The sequence below is a fragment of the Streptomyces spiralis genome, assembly GCF_014654675.1.
GTDB classification, from domain to species: Bacteria; Actinomycetota; Actinomycetes; order Streptomycetales; family Streptomycetaceae; genus Streptomyces; species Streptomyces spiralis.
Genome location: NZ_BNBC01000003.1, coordinates 180,880 through 197,629 on the forward strand (window position 1 = coordinate 180,880; position 16,750 = coordinate 197,629).

Consider the following 16,750-nt stretch of genomic DNA (forward strand, 5'->3'; position numbering starts at 1 on the left):
CCTGCGGGGTCGGCGTCAGGATGCCGTGGGACCGTCCGCCAGGGCCTGCGGGTTGGCGCAGTGGTGCAGGGGGCGGCCCGTCAGGTAGCGGTCCACCTCCGCGGCGACGATCGCGGCGGCGTTCAGCGCGGTCTGCCTGCTGGCGCCGGCGAGGTGCGGCGTCAGGACGAGGTTGGGGGTGGTCAGCAGCCGTGAGTCCGCGGGGAGCGGCTCGACGGGGTAGACGTCGAAGGCGGCACCGAAGAGCCGGCCGGCGTCGAGGGCGTCGCAGACGGCGTCGTAGTCGACCAGGGAACCGCGGGCGCAGTTGACCAGCACGCCGCCCGGGGGCATGAGCTCGATCCGGCGCCGGGAGAGCAGGCCGGCGGTGTCCGCGGTGGCGCGGGCGTGGACGGTGACGAACGTGGCGCGCCGCATGAGGTCGTCGAGGTCGGTGAGTTCGTACGGGGCGACGCCGGCCGCGGTGGCGAAGGGGTCCGCCACCAGTACCTGGGCTCCGAAGCCGCTGACGATGCGGGCGACCCTGGAGCCGACGGCGCCGTGGCCCACGATGCCCACAATGCTGCCCGCCAGCTCCGGGCCGACCTTGTCGTACATGTAGTAGTCGCCCCGCCAGGTGCCGGCGGTGAGGTCCGTGTGGGTGGCGGGAACGCGGCGGGCCGCGGCCAGCATGAGGGCGACGGTGTGCTCGGCGGTGGCGCCGGCATTGCGGCCGGGCGCGAAGGTGACGGCGACGCCCTGCCTGGTCGCCGCTTCGAGGTTGGCGTTGACCGGGCCGCCCCTGCTCACGCAGAACAGCCGCAGGTCGGGGCTGGCCTTCAGGATCCGCTCGGTGAGCGGCGCCATCTGCGTGACGCAGATCTCCACTCCGTCCAGTGCCTCGATGAGCTGGTCCTCGGTGCCGGATGCCTCGTGCACCTCGGCGACGTCGCCGAAGGGCTCGACCGGCCAGGGCAGGGTGAGTTCGCGGACGGTGGCGTCGGGGACGACGGGGCGGAGCCGGTCGCGGAACAGGGAGTTGGAGACGAAGTGGTCGCCGGCGGTCAGGATGGTGGTCACGTGGGTGCTCCTGGGGTCACGGAGGTCACGGGGTGGTTCAGCGCCAGCAGCGAGGGCACGCCGTCGCGGAGGATCAGCTCGTTCAGCGCGCAGTTGGCCAGGAAGGGGAAGACCTGGCGGTAGGAGCGCAGCGGCAGTCCCAGCATGCGGCAGAGGGTGAGCCGGATCGCCGTGGAGTGGGCCACGACGAGGACGCGGCCGCCGTCGGGGTGGGTGGCCTTCAGGTCGGCGAGGAACTCCAGATAGCGGTCGGTCGCCTCCAGCGGGTTCTCCCCCTTGGGGAAGTGGTGGCGCACCGGGTCGTCCTGGAAGGCGGCGAGGTGTTCGGGGAAGCGCCGGCTCATCTCGTCGCGGGTGAGGCCCTCGGCGATGCCGAAGTCGAGCTCGCGCAGCCGCGGGTCCACCTCCAGCGGCAGCCCGGTGTGTGCCGCGCTGGCGCGCGCCGTGTCCAGGGACCGCACCTGCGGGGAGGCCCAGACGGCGGTCAGGTCCGCCTGCTCGGCCCAGTGGGCGAGCGCGCGGGCCTGGGCGTGCCCGCGCTCGGTGAGGGCGATGTCGGTGCCTCCGGCATACCGGTTCTCGGCGTGCCAGACGCTCTCCCCGTGCCGTACGAGGATGACGTGCAGGCTCATCGCGCGGTCCTCTCTCGCGCGTGGGCGGCGACCGGGCCGGGGAGCCAGCCGCGCTCAGCGAGCAGGTCGAGCAGCCGGAGGTAGCGTTCGTCGTGGATGGTTTTCACAGAGCTCCGTGGTTCCAGGATGTGGTCGGTGCGCACCATCGCGGCGGCGGCAGCGTCGAGGGTGTCGCGGGTGGACGCGGCCAGGACGGCCATGCCGAGCGCCGGCTGGGCGTGGCGCGGCAGGGTGACCGGGCGCTGGAGCACATCGGCGCGGAGCTGGTTCCACACGGGGTTCCGGGTCGCGCCGCCGGTGAGGACGACGGCGCCGTCCGTCGGGGCGCCGAGGTGGTCCACGTAGTCGAAGCAGAGGCGTTCGGCGTACGCGGCCCCCTGCAGCAGGGCGGCGAACGCCTCGGCCGGTGAGGCGGGCTCCCGGCTGGAGAAGGCGCGGGCGTCCGGGGCGGCGAAGGGGAACCGCTCCCCCGGCGAGACCAGCGGGTAGCGCAGCAGGTCGGTGGGGAGCAGCGGCGCGGCCTGGGCGGTGAGCCGGTCGAGGTCGGCGTGCGCGAACTCCCGGGCGATGAGCCCGGCGCCCACGCTGGAGGCGCCGCCGGGCAGCCAGTGGCCCGACGGGGAGCGGTGGGAGTAGAGGACGCCGTGGGGGTCGCGTACGAGGTCCTTGCTGACGCCCTTGAGCACCAGGGTGGTGCCCATGACGGAGTTCCAGCTGCCGACGGCCGTCGCGCCGGAGCCGAGTTGGGCGGCACAGCCGTCGGTCATCCCGGCGACGACGGGGGTGCCCTCTCTCAGTCCGGACTCGGCGGCGGCGGCCGCGCAGACGCCGCCGATGACCGTGCCGGGCAGGACGAGTCCGGGCAGCAGCCGGGGCGCGATGTCCAGGGCCGCGAGCACCTCCTCGGGCCATGTCACGGTGGCGGCGTCGGCGCCGGTCTTCAGGGCGTTGCTGGTGTCGGTGGGCACGTCGTGCCCGACGAGGGCGCGGTTGACGACGTCGTTCTGGTGGACGAGACGCCAGCCCTCGGCGGCGGCCCGGGGGTGCCGGTCGAGCAGCCAGCGCAGTTTGGGCAGGCCCCAGGAGCGCTGCATCCGGCGGTAACCGGCCTTCTTCCACTGCTGTTCGCCGACGGTGTTGACCTGGTCGGCCTCCGCGCCGGCGCGGCCGTCGTCGTACATCAGGGCCGGGGTCGTGCACCTGCCGCCGCGGTCCATCAGGGCGATGGTGCCGGAGGTGGCGTCGACGGCCATGCCCCGGACGCGGCCGAGGTCGGCGCCGGCGGCGCGGGCCCGGCCGATGGCGGCGCACACCGCCGGCCACCAGGAGTGCGGGTCCTGTTCGTGGCGGTCGCCGCGGCGGCGGCTGGTGAGCGGGGCGGAGCCCTCGCCCAGCAGCCGGCCGTCGGACGCGGCGACCACGGCCCGCACGCCCTGGGTGCCCAGGTCGATGCCCAGCCAGGCGTCCTCGTCGTACCAAGTCATGCGCCGGCACCGCCGATGGGGCGGTTCCCGCTCTTGCCGCCGCTCCCGCCGGTTGCGCCGCCGTCGTGCCAGGCCGGCCGGTGTGTCTCCCTGAGCCGCAGGAAGCCGCGGTAGCGGTCGCCGTAGCCGTCGGCGGTCCGCGTGTCCGGCTCGTAGGTGGCCGTGGTGCGCACGTGCCGGGCGGCGGCGGTGCTGAAATCCGGCTCGCGGCCGGTGGCGACCAGGCCGGTGAGCCAGGCGCCGCGGGCGCCGACCTCGGCGTCGACGGGGACGGTCACGGGCAGCCCGGTGACGTCGGCGATGAGCCGCATCCAGAAGTCGCTTCTGGTGCCGCCGCCGCAGAGTGCCAGCCGGTCCGGCAGGGCGGGCGATGCGGCCAGGCAGTCACGGATGGCCATGGTCACTCCCTCCACCAGCGCGCGGGCGACGTCCTCGCGGCCCGCCTCCAGCGACAGGCCGGCCAGTGAGCCGCGGGCGGCCGGGTCGAAGAACGGCGCGCGCTCACCGGCGGGCGAGAGATAGGGCAGGAACCGCACCCCGGCCGCGTCGGGCCGGCCCTGTGCGGCCAGGGCCATCAGCTCGGCGACGGAGTCGAGGCCGAGCATCCGGGTCCCCCAGTCCAGCACATCGCCGCCGCTCATGGTGGGGAAGGCGCGCAGATAGCGGTCCGGCACCCCGAGGGTGACGGTGATGCCCACCGGCTCCACCGGCTCCTCGGTGACCACCTCGTCGGTGACGATCTCCGTGGACAGGGTGGTACCGAGGATGCAGCAGGCCTGTCCCGGGGACACCGCGCCGGCGCCGATGGCGGTGGCGCAGATGTCGTACGGGGCGAGCACCACGGGGATGCCGACGGGAAGTCCGGTCGCCTCGGCCGCCGCGGCGGTCAGGGCGGTGACGCGGTGGTCGTCGTCGCGCAGGTCGGGCAGCAGCCGCCGGGCCCAGGGCATGCCGTACAGCTCGAGCAGCCGGTCGGACCAGGCGCGCTTGCGTACGTCCAGGAACGGCGCCGAGGCGTCCGACTCGTCGACGACCGGCTCGCCGGTCAGCCGTAGGTACAGCCAGCCGCCGCAGGTCAGCACCTGGCTGGAGCGCTCGATCCGCTCGGGGTCGTGGGCGCGCAGCCAGGCGAGCACGGCATGCGGCATGCCGGTGGACAGCCGGGAGCCGCAGATGCGGAACGCCTCATGGACGGTGCCGTCGCGCTCCCAGCCGGTGAGCAGGTCCGCGGCCCTGCCGTCGTTCCACAGCACGGCCGGCCCGGTGGGCCGGTCGCGGTCGTCGACGAGCCAGGCGCCGTCGCCCTGGGCGGTGACGGCGACCATGTCCGGCGGCTCGGGCAGCCGGGCGGCGACCTCGCGGGTGGCGTCGGCCACCGCGGCCCAGACCTCGGCCATGTCCTGCTCGGACCAGCCGGGGTGCGGACGCAGCACCCGGGTCGGGCGGCGGCCGACGGCCAGTTCGGTGCCGTCGTCCGCGTAGCCGACGGCCTTGACGAGCGTGGTTCCGGCGTCGATGGCGATCGCGGTCATCTGCCTCATCCCCTTCCGTGTGCCTGCCGCGAGCGGCGGGCGGCGGAGTCGAGGGCGACGGCGACGATCAGCACCGCGCCCGTGATCACGAACCGGTACGAGGAATCGAGGTTGAGCAGCGTGAGGCCGCTGGAGATCGACTGGATGACCAGCACGCCGAGGAGCGCGGCGAAGGCCGAGCCGCGCCCGCCGAACAGGCTGGTCCCGCCGATGACCGCGGCGGCGATGGCGTTGAGGTTGACGTCCGCGGTGCCGGTGCTCTGGTTGGCGGCGGCCAGCCGGGCGGCGAAGAGGATGCCGCCGAACGCGGCCAGGCCGGAGCACATGACGAACGCCGAGGTGTAGACGCGCGGCACGTCGATGCCGGCCCGGCGGGCGGCCTCCGCGTTGCCGCCGACGGCGTAGATCGACCGTCCGAACTTGGTGTGGCGCAGCGTGTAGTGCACCGCCAGCACCAGGGCGACGAAGAGGACGAACATCCAGGCGACGCCGCGGGTGCGGTTGAGGTAGTAGACGGCGAACACCAGCACCGCCAGGAGCAGCAGCGACTGCGCGAGCAGCCACTGGAGCGACGAGGAGGACAGGCCGGCGCGGCGGCGGCTGCGGCTGCGGATCCACCCGGCGGCCAGGAACCCGCCGGCGGCGGCGACGGCCAGCAGGTAGGACAGCCAGCCGGGGACGAACCACACCTGGGCGAACTTCACCAGTGTGGAGTCGTAGGGGATGTTGATGGCGTTCTGTCCGCGCAGCAGCCACAGCTGGGCGCCGAGGAAGGCCAGCAGCCCGCCCAGGGTGGCGACGAAGCTGGGTACGCCGAAGCGGTTGAACGCCTGCCCGTAGATCCAGCCGATCAGGCAGCCGGCGGCCACGGCCGCGAGGATCGCCAGCACCATGGGCTGCTCGTACCGGACCATGACGACCGCCGTGGTGGCGGCGGAGACGCCGCTGACCGAGCCGACGGAGAGGTCGATCTGGCCGGCCAGCAGCACGCAGACGATGCCGAGCGCGATGACGCCGATCGGCACCATGTCGAAGGACAGGTTCACCAGGTTGGTGCTGGAGAGGAACGTCCGGTTCAGGGCCTGGAAGATCGTCCAGATCAGCACGATGCCGGCGACGACGGGCAGCATGCCCAGGTCGCCGTCGCGCACCCGGCGGGCCGCGGCGCGGAGGTGGCCGCCGATGCCCTGCGGGGCGGTGAGGCGTTCGTCCTGCAGGTCGGTGGCCGGTGCCACCGAGGTGTCGAGGGAGGTCACGGCACATCCTTCTCTGTCCGTGGGGTGGCGGCGCGGCGGGCGGCGCGCCGGGCGACCACGTTGTCGGCCGCGCCGGTGATGGCGGCCACGACGTCTTCGGAGGAGACGTCCGCGGCGTCGAACACGCCGTTGTTGCGGCCGAGCCTGAGCACCGCGACGCGGTCGGCGACCGCCCGGACGTCCTCCATGTTGTGACTGATCATCACCACGCCGAGCCCGTTCTCGCGGAGCCGCTCGATCAGGTCGAGCACCTCGGCGGTCTGCGCGACGCCGAGGGCGGCGGTGGGTTCGTCGAGGAGGATGACCTTGGGATCGCCCAGCAGGCAGCGGGCGACGGCGACGGTCTGCCGCTGACCGCCGGACAGGGCGGCCACCGGCACGTCGAGCGTGGGGATCTTCGCGGAGAGCTCGCGCAGCAGCCGCCAGGAGTCCTTCTCCATCGCGACGTCGTCCAGCATCCAGGGGCGCAGCTCCTGGCCCAGGAACAGGTTGGCCTTGACGTCGAGGTTCTCGCACAGCGCCAGGTCCTGGTAGACGGTGGCGATGCCCATCTCGCGGGCGGCGGCCGGCGAGTCGAGGCGGACCTCCTCGCCGCGGAAGAAGATGGTCCCCGCGTCGGGTGTGTGGACGCCCGAGAGGACCTTCACTAGCGTCGACTTGCCGGCGCCGTTGTCCCCGACGATGGCCACGACCTCGCCGGCCGCGACGTCGAGGTCGATGTCGGTCAGCGCGGCGACCGCGCCGAACTGCTTGCAGATCCCGCGCAGCGACAACACGGTGTCCGTGGCCGCGCCGGGAGCGGCGGGGGCTGTCATCATGGCCCTTCCTCGGTCCGGGAGTCCGCTACTTGATGCCCAGCCGCTCGCAGTCGGCGGCGTACGGGCGGGTGCACACGTCCTTGACCTTGAGGACGCCCTCGGGGCCGAAGATGACCTGCTTGAGGTTCTTCTGTGTCACGACCGTCGGATGGAACAGCTGTGCCGGGGTGTTGAAGAGCGTGGTGTCGGCCTTGGGCTTCTTGCCCTGCATCAGGTCGTGCGCGACCTCGGCGGCCGCCTCGGCGACGATCTTGATCGGCTTGGAGATGGTGTTGTACTGGTCGCCCGCGACGATGCGCTGGACGGCGGCCAGCTCGGCGTCGTTGCCGGTGACCGGCGGGACGTCGACCTCCGCGGCCTTGAACGCGGCGATGGAGCCGCCGCCGGTACCGTCGTTGGCCGCGACCACGCCCGCGATGCGGCCCCGGTACTGGGCTATCTGCCCGCTCACCCACTGCTGGGCCTTCTCCGGTGACCAGTCGGGCGTGTCGTACTCGGCGAGCAGCTTCAGGCCGCTGTCGTCGACGGCCTTGTGGATGCCCTTCTTGATCAGGCCGGCGGCGGCGTCCGTGGGCGAGCCGTTGACCTCGAGCAGCCCGCCCTTGGCCTTGGTCTCCTTCAGGTGGTCGACCAGGGACTGGCCGATGGACCGGCCGATGGCCTCGTTGTCGAACGACACGTAGAAGTCGGCGGGCTTGGCGGGGATGGGGCGGTCGTAGGCGACCACCTTGACACCCTGGGACTGTGCCGTCTGCACGATCGTCGCCGCGGACTGCGAGTCCACCGGGTCGAGCACGAGCACCTTGGCGCCCTGTGCCATGGCGGAGTTGGCCTGCTGCTGCTGGAGCGAGGCGTCGCTGGCGGCGTTCTGGTAGATGACCTTGCACTTGGCGCACAGTTCGGCCATGCGCTTCTTGAACAGCGGTGCGTCGTACTGCTCGTAGCGAGTGGAGGCGAGGTCGGGCATCAGGAACGCGACCTTGCCCGAACCCGAACCGCCGCCCTTCGCGGCGTCCGCGGTGCCCGGCTCCTCGGCGCACGCGGTGAGGCTGCCCAGCGCGAGGATGCCGGCGAGAGCGAACCCGGGCAGTTTCCTCATGTTCCACTCCTTCGTGGGGCCGTTCCGGGGACGGTGGATTGCTGTGAGGTGACGCACACGTAACCTGTGGGCTCGCGAAAGTGTCAACTATTCCTGAGAATTGAACATCAGGGGTTCACATTTGATCGCCTACGATGTTCGTCAAGCCGGTGCGTTCTCACCTCGGTAGACCGTGTCCGGTGCCGACTCTGCAGCGACACAGGTCGGTTGCGCCCGCGCCGCCTCGGGGGGATCACGACAGCTGGGACGAAACCGGCGCGCGACCAAAGATGTTCGCTTCACAGAAAACGAACAGGAGTCATCGATGGGGGAAGAAGTGCAGCCGTCGGCCGACGAGGGCGGGCGAAAGCCCCGCGAGCGGCGGGAGCAGATCAAGAGTCGCGTCGTGGACGAGGGCTTCGTCCGGATCGAACAGCTCGCCGAGGAGCTGGGCGTGACCCCGATGACCATCCGGCGCGACCTCGACCATCTGCAGAGCAAGGGATGGCTGCGCAAGGTGCGCGGCGGGGCGACGGCACAGCCGTCGACGGCGTTCCACGGGGACGTCCGCCACCGCACGCGGGCCATGGCGGAGGAGAAGGACGCGCTCGCCCGCACCGCGCTGCCCCTGGTCAAGCCCGGTCAGTCGGTCATCCTTGACGACAGCACCACGGCGCTCGCCCTCGCCCGGCTGCTCACGCAGCGCGGGCCGCTGACGGTCATCACCAACTTCGTGCCCGCGACCCAGGTCCTCGCCGGCAGCCCGGGCATCGAGCTCATCTCCCTCGGCGGCACCTATTTCCCCGCCTACGACGCCTTCCTCGGCGTCCGCACCGTCGACGCCGCGGCCAGCCTGCACGCCGACCTGCTGTTCGCCTCGACGACGGCCATCACCCGCGGCCACTGCTACCACCAGTCACAGGAGACGGTGGCGGTGAAGCGGGCCCTGATGGCCGCCTGCCACCGCAAGGTCCTGCTGGTGGACCACACCAAGTTCCGGCGCCGCGGCCTCTACCAGCTGGCCCCCGTGACGGCCTTCGACCTCGTGATCGTGGACCCCGGCATCCCCCTGGCCGACCTCGACGCGCTCCAGGCACAAGGCGTGGACGTCATCGTGGCCGGCCGGGAGTGACCGGGTGACCTGGTGTCGTCCGGCAACCAAGATCGATTGTCAGTGGTGGGTGGGACGATAGGAGCATCGACTCGGAAAGAAAGAGGGGGGAGCCGTCGTGTCCGGAACCCAGAACTACATCAACCACGTTGCTCTCGTACTGGATGCCAGTTCGTCCATGTCGCACCTGAGCCGCACGGTCGTCGAGGTCGCCGACCAGCAGATCGAGTACCTGGCCCGGCGATCGAGGGAACTGGACCAGGAGACCCGCGTCACGGTGTACGTCTTCGCCGACAAGGTGGAGTGCGTCATCTACGACAAGGACGTGCTGCGGATGCCGTCGCTGAAGCAGCTGTACCGGGTCGGTGGCATGACCGCTCTGCTGGCGGCCGCGCTGAAGTCGCAGCGGGAGCTGGCGCAGACCGCTCAACTGTACGGCGACCACAGCTTCCTGACGTTCATACTCACCGACGGGCAGGAGAACGCCAGCCATCGCTGCCCGGACGCCCCTGCCCGGGATCCGCGTGAACTGGTCGAGGCCGTGGCCGAGATGATCAAGACGCAGGAGGACAACTGGACGCTGGCCGTCCTGGTGCCGGACCAGATGGGCAGGCGCGAGGCCATGCAGTGCGGTTTCCCGAAGGACAACGTCGCCATCTGGGACGCCACGAGCACACAGGGTCTGGAGGAGGCCGGGCAGGTCATCCAGCTGGCCACCGAGAAGTTCATGGTGGGCCGCACCAAGGGCATCCGTGGATCGCGGGCGGTGTTCTCCATGGGCGCGGAGGCGGTCAACAAGGACACCATCGAGGCGGCCGGCCTCACCCCGGTCAGTCCGTCGGAGTACCAGCTGCTCACGGTGGATCGCGAGGCGGCGATCCGGGACTGGGTCGTCGAGCTAGGGCACACCTACCGTACCGGTGGCGCGTTCTACCAGCTGAGCAAGTCGGAGAAGATCCAGGCGCGGAAGCAGATCGCGGTGGTGGAGAAGAAGACGGACCGGGTGTACACGGGGCCGGAGGCCCGGGCCCTGCTCGGCCTGCCGGACGTGGAGGTCCGCGTCAAGCCGGACCACAACGACGACTTCACCATCTTCGTGCAGAGCACCAGCGTGAACCGGAAGCTCGTGCCGAACACGCGGCTGCTGCTGATGCTCTGACGCCGTGAAGTCCTCACCCGGTCCCGGACCTCGTCGTGCCGACGTCCGTCAGTTCAGTTCCGTCAGCCGGCGTTCGAGGAAGCGTCGTTCGACGCCGTCGTCCGTGAGTCGTCCGGCTCGCCGGTAGGCCTCACGTGCCTCCTCGGTGCGCCCGAGGCGTCGCAGGAGGTCGGCCCTGGTCGAGTGCAGCTAGCGGTAGTCGTCGAGACGGAGCTCGTCGACGATGCGCAGACCTGCCTCGGGGCCTTCGGTCTCGGCGACGGCGACGGCACGGTCGAGTTCCGCGATGGGTGAGCCGGTCCGGCGGGCGAGTTCGCCGTACAGGGCCGCGATCTGTCGTTCCTCCTCATGGCCGCCATCAGGTGGCAACGCATTAAGACGAACGGCGAGCCGCGAAATCGACAGGCCGGCACCGGAAATTTTTCCGCACCCCTGCAGCGCTCGGCCTGCCTCATCAATCCGGGTGTGGACAAATCAGTCATCCGGGTACGGACAAAACGCGTGGCCCGGATCGAAGGCTGCTCGGTACGGTCGCGGCCATGTCCACCGTTCCCGCGGCCCGCGACAGCGGACGAGCCTGGGCCCTGCTGCTCGTTCTCTGCGGCACGATCTTCCTCGAGGGCAGCGATGTCGCCATGCTGGCCGTTGCCGTCCCCACCATCCGCGCGGACCTCGGTCTGACCACCGGCACCGCGGCGTGGGTGATGAGCGCCTACGTGCTCGGCTACGCCGGCTTCACCCTGCTCGGCGGCCGCGCCGCCGATCTGCTGGGCAGGCGGCGGATGTTCCTCACCTGGCTGGGCGTCTTCCTGGTCTTCTCCACGCTGGGCGGCTTCGCCGTCGACGGCTGGATGCTGATCGTGGCCCGGTTCGTCGCCGGCGTGGCTTCGGCCTTCATGACACCCGCCGCCATGTCGATCATCACGACCTCCTACCCGGAGGGGCCGCGGCGCGACAAGGCCCTGCTGGTCTTCGCCGGCGTCGGCGCCGGCGGCTTCTCGCTGGGCCTGGTCATCGGCGGGCTCCTGACGGAACTCGGCTGGCGCTGGGTGTTCTTCGCCCCGGTGTTCCTGGCCGGCGCCATCCTGCTCTCGGCGCTCAGGCTGGTGCCGGCCCAGGCCCGCCCCGAGCCCGCGCGACGCGGCTACGACCTGTCCGGCGCCGCCGGCGCCGCCGCCGCGATGCTGGTGTTCGCCTACGGCATCGTCCGGCTGGAACACGGCAGTGAAGGACTCGGACCGACGCTCGGCGCACTCGCCGCCGGGCCGGCGCTGGTCGCGGCGTTCATCGTGATCGAACGGCGCGCCAAGGCGCCGCTCGTCCCGCTGGGGATCTTCCGAAAGACCGCGATGGTGCGGGCCGACCTCGGCGCGCTGCTCTTTCTGGGCGCGTTCTTCGGGTTCCAGTTCATCGTCACGCTCTATCTTCAGGAGCTGCGCGGCTGGTCCTCGCTGCAGACCGCGATCACGCTGATCGCCATGGGCTGCGACGCCGTGCTGGCACCCACCCTCACTCCGCGCCTGGTCAACCGCTACGGCAACAGCCGGGTGATCCTCGGCGGCTTCCTGCTGGCGATCGTGGCCTACGGACTCTTCCTGCCGGTCGGGATGCACTGGCCGTTCGCGGCGATGTTCCCGACGCTGATCATCGCGGGCACCGCCTTCGCCCTCGCCTACGGGCCGCTCACCATCGCGGCGACCGAGAGCGTGGCCAAGGAGGAGCACGGCCTGGCCGGCGGGCTGCTGTACACGTTCACCCAGTTCGGCTCGGCGGTCGGGATCTCCGCGGTGACCGCGGTGTACGGGAGCGCCGTGGCCGGCACCGACGGCTCACCCGGCGCGGTGCTGGACGCCTACCGCACCGCGCTCGTCGTCCCGGTGGTCATGGTGCTGCTGGGCGCGGCCGTCTCCGCCGTCGGCCTGCGCGGCGCCAGGGCCGCCGACGCCCGGCGCGAGGGCACGGCGCCCGCGCCCCGCGACGAGGTGGGCGACGTTCTCTCCGGGCCCTGACGACGGCACGCCGCGGCGGCTACGACGCCGACGAGCCGGTCGACCGGGCCGTCGAGACACCCTGCGCGGCCACCTCCTTCGCGCACCGCCCGTCCTCCATGGGCGCCTACCCCAGGGACCGGAGCCTGGCCACGCTGTCGGCGAGGGTACGACGGCAGAAGGCGAGGTGGTCGGAGCCGAAGCCGCGGGGGCCGCACTCGATGACGAGCAGCAGGCCGAGATAGAGGTGGTAGAGGGCGAGCCGGTGGTGGAACGCGGGGCCGAAGTCCAGGCTGCCTCCGGCCCCGGTGTAGCCCGCGACGAGGTCGCTGTCCGGACCGGCGTCGCCGCCGAAGGCCAAGGAGACCAGTTCGGCGGCGGGATCGCCCCAGAACGCCCGCTCATGGTCGATGAGTCCGGTGATCCGGGCGTGCTCCCCGTCGTCGGTGAGGTGGACGAAGATGTTGCCCGGCCACAGGTCGAAGTGGACCAGTCGGGGTTCGGTGACCTCGTCGAGGGCGTACCCGCCGTCGGCGACCAGTTTGCGTATGTCGGCGTGGGACACCCCGAGCGGGGACTGCCAGCGCTCGGCGTCGTCCAGGAGCGCGTCCACCATGGCGGAGAACGCTGTCCGCCAGTCGGTGGCGGACAGCGCCGACTCGGCGGCCGGGTAGCCGAACCGGCCGTCCTCCGGTGCCAGGGTGTGCAGCCGTGCGGTGATCGCGCCCAGCTCGCGGCGCAGTGCCGCGTGGACGGTGGGTGACAGGCTGTCGGTCGCCTTGTCCCAGGGTGTGCCCACCAGGTGGGAGAGGACGAGGAACTCCTTGCCCGCGTGCAGCAGGGAGGGGGCCGGCACCTCACCGTCCGGGAGGCCGGCGATGCGCCGGTAGACCATGGCCTCCGTGCCGAGAATGCCCAGTTCGTAGCGGAGGACCGCGACGTCGGCCGGTGGGGCGATCTTGACCACGGCGGGCCGGCCGTCGTCCAGCGCGACACGGTAGGCGGTGTTGAACCAGCCGTCGGCCAGTTCGGCCTCCACGCGGCACCCGACACCCGCGGAGGCACGGAGCATGGTGTCGAGTTCGTCGGGGGTCACGCTGCGCTTGGTCTGGCTCTGCATGAGGCACGCTTTCGGACACGGGACTTGGAAGCGCTCCCATGGTGCCGGTCGTCCGCGGCCCCGTCCATACGCGGTCTTATTGGATTGCCGCCGCCCGGCCCGGTCGGATAGGAAGCCCGCATGCTGAAGGGCGACAAGGTCGGGCTCAGGGCCCGGCACGAGGACGACATCCCGATCCTGCGGACCGAGCTCTACGACGACGTGGTCAACTCCTCGCGGGCCGAAAGTGGGCCGTGGCGGCCGATCGGGCCCGGCTCGAAGGATCCACGGCTCGTGGTGGACGACAAGGAGCAGGGGCACGTCCCGTTCTCCGTGGTGGAGTTGGACGGCGGCACGCTGGTCGGGACCGCGACGCTGTGGGGGATAGACAATCACAACCGGTCCGCGCACATCGGGTTGGGGCTGCTGCCGTCCTGCCGCGGCAAGGGCTACGGCAGCGACGTGGTCGCGGTGCTGTGCCACTACGGTTTCGTCGTGCGCGGCCTGCACCGGCTGCAGATCGAGACCCTCTCGGACAACGCCGCGATGCTGCGCGCAGCCGAGCGCAACGGCTTCGTACGCGAAGGCGTGCTGCGCTCCTCGGCCTGGGTGATGGGCGAGTTCCTGGACGAGGTTCTGCTCGGACTCCTCGCCCGGGACTGGAAGCCGGACTCGAAGGGTTAGGGCCTGTCCGGCGGATCAAGGTGCGGGTAAGGGCGCGGTCAACCCGGTCTGCGCGATGGTCCGCCAGACACCCCTTGGTCCGCATCAGCACGCGGGCGGTCCGGGCATGCCTGGGGTGGCCGAGGTGCCACGACTTCCGGACAACCGCCCTTACGCGCGGGCAGCGAGTCACCGGCAAGGGTGTACCGGCAGTACACCCTCCCACGGCCTGCGGGACGTACGGTCGAGGGGTGGACAACCGTGAAGAGGTCCGCGAGTTCCTCACCTCGCGGCGCGCAAATATCACCCCCGAGCAGGCCGGACTGCCCGCGGGCTCCCGGCGCCGCGTGCCCGGCCTGCGCCGCAGTGAGGTCGCCGCCCTGGCCGACATGAGCGTCGAGTACTACGCCAAACTCGAACGCGGCAACCTCGCCGGTGTCTCCCCGGCCGTCCTGGAGGCCGTCGCCCGCGCCCTCCAGCGGGACGACGCCGAACGCGCCCACCTCCTCCACCTCGGGCAGGCCGCCGACGGCTCCGACGTCCTCACCCGTCCCCGGCGGCGCCGGTCCAAGGGCCAGTGGAAGCCCCACCGCAGCCTGCAGTGGACCCTGGACGCCATCACCGCCGGACCCGCCTTCGTCCGCAACGGCCGCATGGACCTCCTCGCCGCCAACCAGCTCGCCCGCGCCTTCTACCGCGACGTCTACGCCGGCCCCGCGAACCAGTCGAACCTCGCCCGCTTCAACTTCCTCGACCCCGCCTCCCGCCGCTTCTACCCCGACTGGGGCCTCTTCGCCGACATGGCCGTCGCCATCCTGCGCACCGAGGCGGGCCGTAACCCGTACGACAAGGAGCTGCACGACCTCGTCGGGGAGCTGTCCACCCGCAGCGAGGAGTTCCGCACCCGCTGGGGTGCCCACAACGTCCGCCACCACGGCACCGGCACGAAGCGGTTCCATCATTCGGTCGTCGGCGAACTCACCCTCGCCTTCGAAGGCCTCGACATGGCCGCCGAACCCGGCCTCACCCTCACCATCTACACCGCCGAGCCCGGCTCGCCCTCGGAAGAGGGCCTGCGCCTGCTCGCCTCCTGGGCCGCCACCCACGAGGCCCCGGCGCCCTGGCGACAGCCCACGACGAGCTGACGCTCCGCGCCTTCCCCTGAGCTTCCTGGAAGGGTGCGCCGGCACGTCGCAGCCAATTAGGTAGACTGACCTACCTAGCGACTGCAGGAGGCGTGATGAGCAAGACCGATGCCGTGGCACCGGAGCCCGGTAGGCGGCGGAGACCCGCACGCGAGCGGTTGCTGGCCGCCGCGTCCCGCCGCTTCTACGCCGACGGTGTCGCCGCCACGGGCATCGACACGATCACCGCCGAAGCGGGCGTGGCCAAGATGAGCCTGTACAACAACTTCTCCTCCAAGGCCGACCTGGTGATCGCCTACCTCGACGCGCGGCACGAGGAGTGGCTGGGCCTGTACCGGCAGCGGCTGGCCGAGGCGGAGGGCGCGCGCGGCGGCGTCCTCGCCGTCTTCGACGCGTACGCGGACCATGCGGCCTTCGCCTACGAGCACGGCTTCCGGGGGTGCGGTCTGCTCAACGCGGCCGCCGAACTGCCCGCGGGAGACGAGGGGCGCCTCGTCGTCCGCCGGCACAAGGAGGAGGTCGAGTCCCTGCTCGCCGAGCACGTCGAGGACCTCCTGCCGGATCAGCCCGAGCGGGCCCGTGCGGTGGCGGAGCATCTGGCGTTCCTGCTGGAGGGCGCGATGGCCCGCGCGGGTCTGGAGGGCGCCGGCACCCGGCTCGAGCACGCCCGGACGATCGCGGCCGACCTGCTGGACCGGCTGTGACGCGGCCCGCCCGACACATGACCGGCATGACCGGCTCGACGGGCGTGGGCTCGCTGTGCGTGCTGCTGGCGTCGGTGCTCTGGGGCACCACGGGCACCGCGGCGACCTTCGCTCCCGACGTGGGACCTCTCGCGATCGGCGCCGTCGCCATGGGATGCGGAGGGCTGCTGCAGGCGCTCGTCGCCGTCCCCCGCATCCGCAGGGAAGCACCCGCGCTCCGCAGGCGGCGCGGAGTCGTCCTCCTCGGCGGGGCGGCGGTGGGCGCCTACCCCCTGGCGTTCTACAGCTCCATGCACCTGGCCGGAGTCGCCGCGGGGACCGTGGTGTCGATCGGCTCGGCCCCGCTCGCCTCGGCCCTCGTCGAACGCGTCATGGACGGACGCCGCCTCACCCGCCGCTGGACGGCCGGCGCCGCCCTGGGCCTGACCGGCACGGTGCTGCTCTGCGCGGCCGAATCCGCCGGTGCCCACTCCGGCCCCGCCACCCGCTCGACCGGGTCCATCGTGCTCGGCGTAGGGCTCGGCCTGGTCGCCGGCCTCACCTACGCCCTGTACTCCTGGGCGGCGCACCGCCTGATCAGCCGCGGCGTCAGCTCCGCCGCGGCCATGGGCACGGTCTTCGGCCTCGGCGGCGTGCTGCTGATGCCCGTGCTGCTGGCCACCGGCGCCCCGCTCCTCGACAGCCGGTCCAACGCGGCCGTCGGCGCCTATATGGCCCTGGTGCCCATGTTCATCGGCTACGTCCTCTTCGGCTGGGGCCTCGCGCACGTCCCGGCGAGCACCGCGACCACCCTCTCCTTGCTGGAGCCCGCCGTCGCCGCCGTACTGGCCGTCCTGGTCGTCGGCGAACGCCTGCCCGCACTGGGATGGGCCGGCATCGCGTCGGTGGTCTGCTGCCTCGCCGTGCTCACCGCACCGACCGCACCAAGACCTCGGACCACCACCCCACCGCACACCGGCGCCCACGCCGACGGCAGACCTCAGCCGGACCCCGCCCCGGCCCTGGACACCACCCGCTAGCGT

16 protein-coding genes are annotated in these 16,750 nt (G+C 71.8%); 7 read left to right on the top strand and 9 right to left on the bottom strand.

All coding sequences use genetic code 11. The features are described 5' to 3' along the window. Positions 1-15: 15 nt before the first annotated feature. From IE318_RS05105 to IE318_RS05135, 7 genes are read right to left on the bottom strand one after another with little or no spacing between them, the layout of a single operon-like run. Positions 16-1,059: a 2-hydroxyacid dehydrogenase gene (locus IE318_RS05105; protein WP_189896819.1), complete on the bottom strand. Its 1,044-nt coding sequence runs from the start codon at positions 1,057-1,059 to the stop codon at positions 16-18. After that, on the bottom strand, positions 1,056-1,691 hold the full coding sequence (locus tag IE318_RS05110) for a histidine phosphatase family protein (protein WP_189896822.1): 636 nt from the start codon (positions 1,689-1,691) through the stop codon (positions 1,056-1,058). The genes IE318_RS05105 and IE318_RS05110 overlap by 4 nt, the downstream gene beginning before the upstream one ends. Further along, entirely contained in the window at positions 1,688-3,175 is a 1,488-nt protein-coding gene (locus IE318_RS05115) for an FGGY-family carbohydrate kinase (protein WP_189896825.1), read from the bottom strand. The genes IE318_RS05110 and IE318_RS05115 overlap by 4 nt, the downstream gene beginning before the upstream one ends. Further along, positions 3,172-4,707 (bottom strand): FGGY-family carbohydrate kinase, encoded by a 1,536-nt coding sequence (locus tag IE318_RS05120; RefSeq protein WP_189896827.1) that lies wholly within the window; start codon positions 4,705-4,707, stop codon positions 3,172-3,174. Before IE318_RS05120 ends, IE318_RS05115 begins: the two co-directional genes overlap by 4 nt. Before the next feature lie 5 nt (positions 4,708-4,712). Next, on the bottom strand, positions 4,713-5,963 hold the full coding sequence (locus IE318_RS05125; RefSeq protein WP_189896830.1) for a sugar ABC transporter permease: 1,251 nt from the start codon (positions 5,961-5,963) through the stop codon (positions 4,713-4,715). Further along, complete coding sequence (locus IE318_RS05130) at positions 5,960-6,778, bottom strand: ATP-binding cassette domain-containing protein (RefSeq protein ID WP_030174861.1); 819 nt, start codon at positions 6,776-6,778, stop codon at positions 5,960-5,962. Before IE318_RS05130 ends, IE318_RS05125 begins: the two co-directional genes overlap by 4 nt. Positions 6,779-6,806: 28 nt before the next feature. Next, positions 6,807-7,880: an ABC transporter substrate-binding protein gene (locus IE318_RS05135; protein WP_189896832.1), complete on the bottom strand. Its 1,074-nt coding sequence runs from the start codon at positions 7,878-7,880 to the stop codon at positions 6,807-6,809. A gap of 304 nt (positions 7,881-8,184) precedes the next feature. On the opposite strand from IE318_RS05135, the gene IE318_RS05140 reads away from it, so the two are divergent. Continuing rightward, complete coding sequence (locus tag IE318_RS05140) at positions 8,185-8,991, top strand: DeoR/GlpR family DNA-binding transcription regulator (protein WP_189896835.1); 807 nt, start codon at positions 8,185-8,187, stop codon at positions 8,989-8,991. Between the two features lie 97 nt (positions 8,992-9,088). Beyond that, positions 9,089-10,129 (top strand): vWA domain-containing protein, encoded by a 1,041-nt coding sequence (locus tag IE318_RS05145; protein ID WP_189896837.1) that lies wholly within the window; start codon positions 9,089-9,091, stop codon positions 10,127-10,129. A gap of 189 nt (positions 10,130-10,318) precedes the next feature. On the opposite strand, the gene IE318_RS46295 is transcribed toward IE318_RS05145, so the two are convergent. Next, positions 10,319-10,498 (bottom strand): hypothetical protein, encoded by a 180-nt coding sequence (locus tag IE318_RS46295; RefSeq protein ID WP_189896839.1) that lies wholly within the window; start codon positions 10,496-10,498, stop codon positions 10,319-10,321. A 170-nt stretch (positions 10,499-10,668) separates the two neighbouring features. On the opposite strand from IE318_RS46295, the gene IE318_RS05155 reads away from it, so the two are divergent. Further along, a complete protein-coding gene (locus IE318_RS05155; RefSeq protein ID WP_189896842.1) occupies positions 10,669-12,138 on the top strand; it encodes an MFS transporter in 1,470 nt (489 codons plus the stop codon). Between the two features lie 106 nt (positions 12,139-12,244). Here the strand turns inward: IE318_RS05155 and IE318_RS05160 are convergent, their stop codons facing one another. Continuing rightward, positions 12,245-13,237, bottom strand: coding sequence for a phosphotransferase family protein (locus IE318_RS05160; protein WP_189896844.1), 993 nt, complete (start codon positions 13,235-13,237; stop codon positions 12,245-12,247). 120 nt (positions 13,238-13,357) lie between these two features. On the opposite strand from IE318_RS05160, the gene IE318_RS05165 reads away from it, so the two are divergent. The 4 genes from IE318_RS05165 to IE318_RS05180 all read left to right on the top strand — a co-directional run bounded on the left by IE318_RS05165 (position 13,358) and on the right by IE318_RS05180 (position 16,747). Beyond that, the gene (locus tag IE318_RS05165; RefSeq protein WP_189896846.1) at positions 13,358-13,900 is read left to right on the top strand and encodes a GNAT family N-acetyltransferase; all 543 of its coding nucleotides are present in this window, start codon (positions 13,358-13,360) and stop codon (positions 13,898-13,900) included. 230 nt (positions 13,901-14,130) lie between these two features. Beyond that, positions 14,131-15,024 (top strand): helix-turn-helix transcriptional regulator, encoded by an 894-nt coding sequence (locus IE318_RS05170; protein WP_189896849.1) that lies wholly within the window; start codon positions 14,131-14,133, stop codon positions 15,022-15,024. 95 nt (positions 15,025-15,119) lie between these two features. Further along, complete coding sequence (locus IE318_RS05175) at positions 15,120-15,728, top strand: TetR/AcrR family transcriptional regulator (RefSeq protein ID WP_189896852.1); 609 nt, start codon at positions 15,120-15,122, stop codon at positions 15,726-15,728. Between the two features lie 26 nt (positions 15,729-15,754). Further along, a complete protein-coding gene (locus IE318_RS05180) occupies positions 15,755-16,747 on the top strand; it encodes a DMT family transporter (protein WP_229903344.1) in 993 nt (330 codons plus the stop codon). Positions 16,748-16,750 lie beyond the last annotated feature (3 nt).

Excerpts from the sequence above, each read along its gene's own strand:
- IE318_RS05110 (WP_189896822.1), bottom strand. The coding sequence starts at position 1,691 with ATGAGCCTGCACGTCATCCTCGTACGGCACGGGGAGAGCGTCTGGCAC.
- IE318_RS05180 (WP_229903344.1), top strand. The coding sequence starts at position 15,755 with ATGACCGGCTCGACGGGCGTGGGCTCGCTGTGCGTGCTGCTGGCGTCG.
- IE318_RS05155 (WP_189896842.1), top strand. The coding sequence starts at position 10,669 with ATGTCCACCGTTCCCGCGGCCCGCGACAGCGGACGAGCCTGGGCCCTG.
- IE318_RS05120 (WP_189896827.1), bottom strand. The coding sequence starts at position 4,707 with ATGACCGCGATCGCCATCGACGCCGGAACCACGCTCGTCAAGGCCGTC.
- IE318_RS05160 (WP_189896844.1), bottom strand. The coding sequence starts at position 13,237 with ATGCAGAGCCAGACCAAGCGCAGCGTGACCCCCGACGAACTCGACACC.
- IE318_RS05135 (WP_189896832.1), bottom strand. The coding sequence starts at position 7,880 with ATGAGGAAACTGCCCGGGTTCGCTCTCGCCGGCATCCTCGCGCTGGGC.
- IE318_RS05165 (WP_189896846.1), top strand. The coding sequence starts at position 13,358 with ATGCTGAAGGGCGACAAGGTCGGGCTCAGGGCCCGGCACGAGGACGAC.
- IE318_RS05115 (WP_189896825.1), bottom strand. The coding sequence starts at position 3,175 with ATGACTTGGTACGACGAGGACGCCTGGCTGGGCATCGACCTGGGCACC.
- IE318_RS05175 (WP_189896852.1), top strand. The coding sequence starts at position 15,120 with ATGAGCAAGACCGATGCCGTGGCACCGGAGCCCGGTAGGCGGCGGAGA.
- IE318_RS05130 (WP_030174861.1), bottom strand. The coding sequence starts at position 6,778 with ATGACAGCCCCCGCCGCTCCCGGCGCGGCCACGGACACCGTGTTGTCG.
- IE318_RS05140 (WP_189896835.1), top strand. The coding sequence starts at position 8,185 with ATGGGGGAAGAAGTGCAGCCGTCGGCCGACGAGGGCGGGCGAAAGCCC.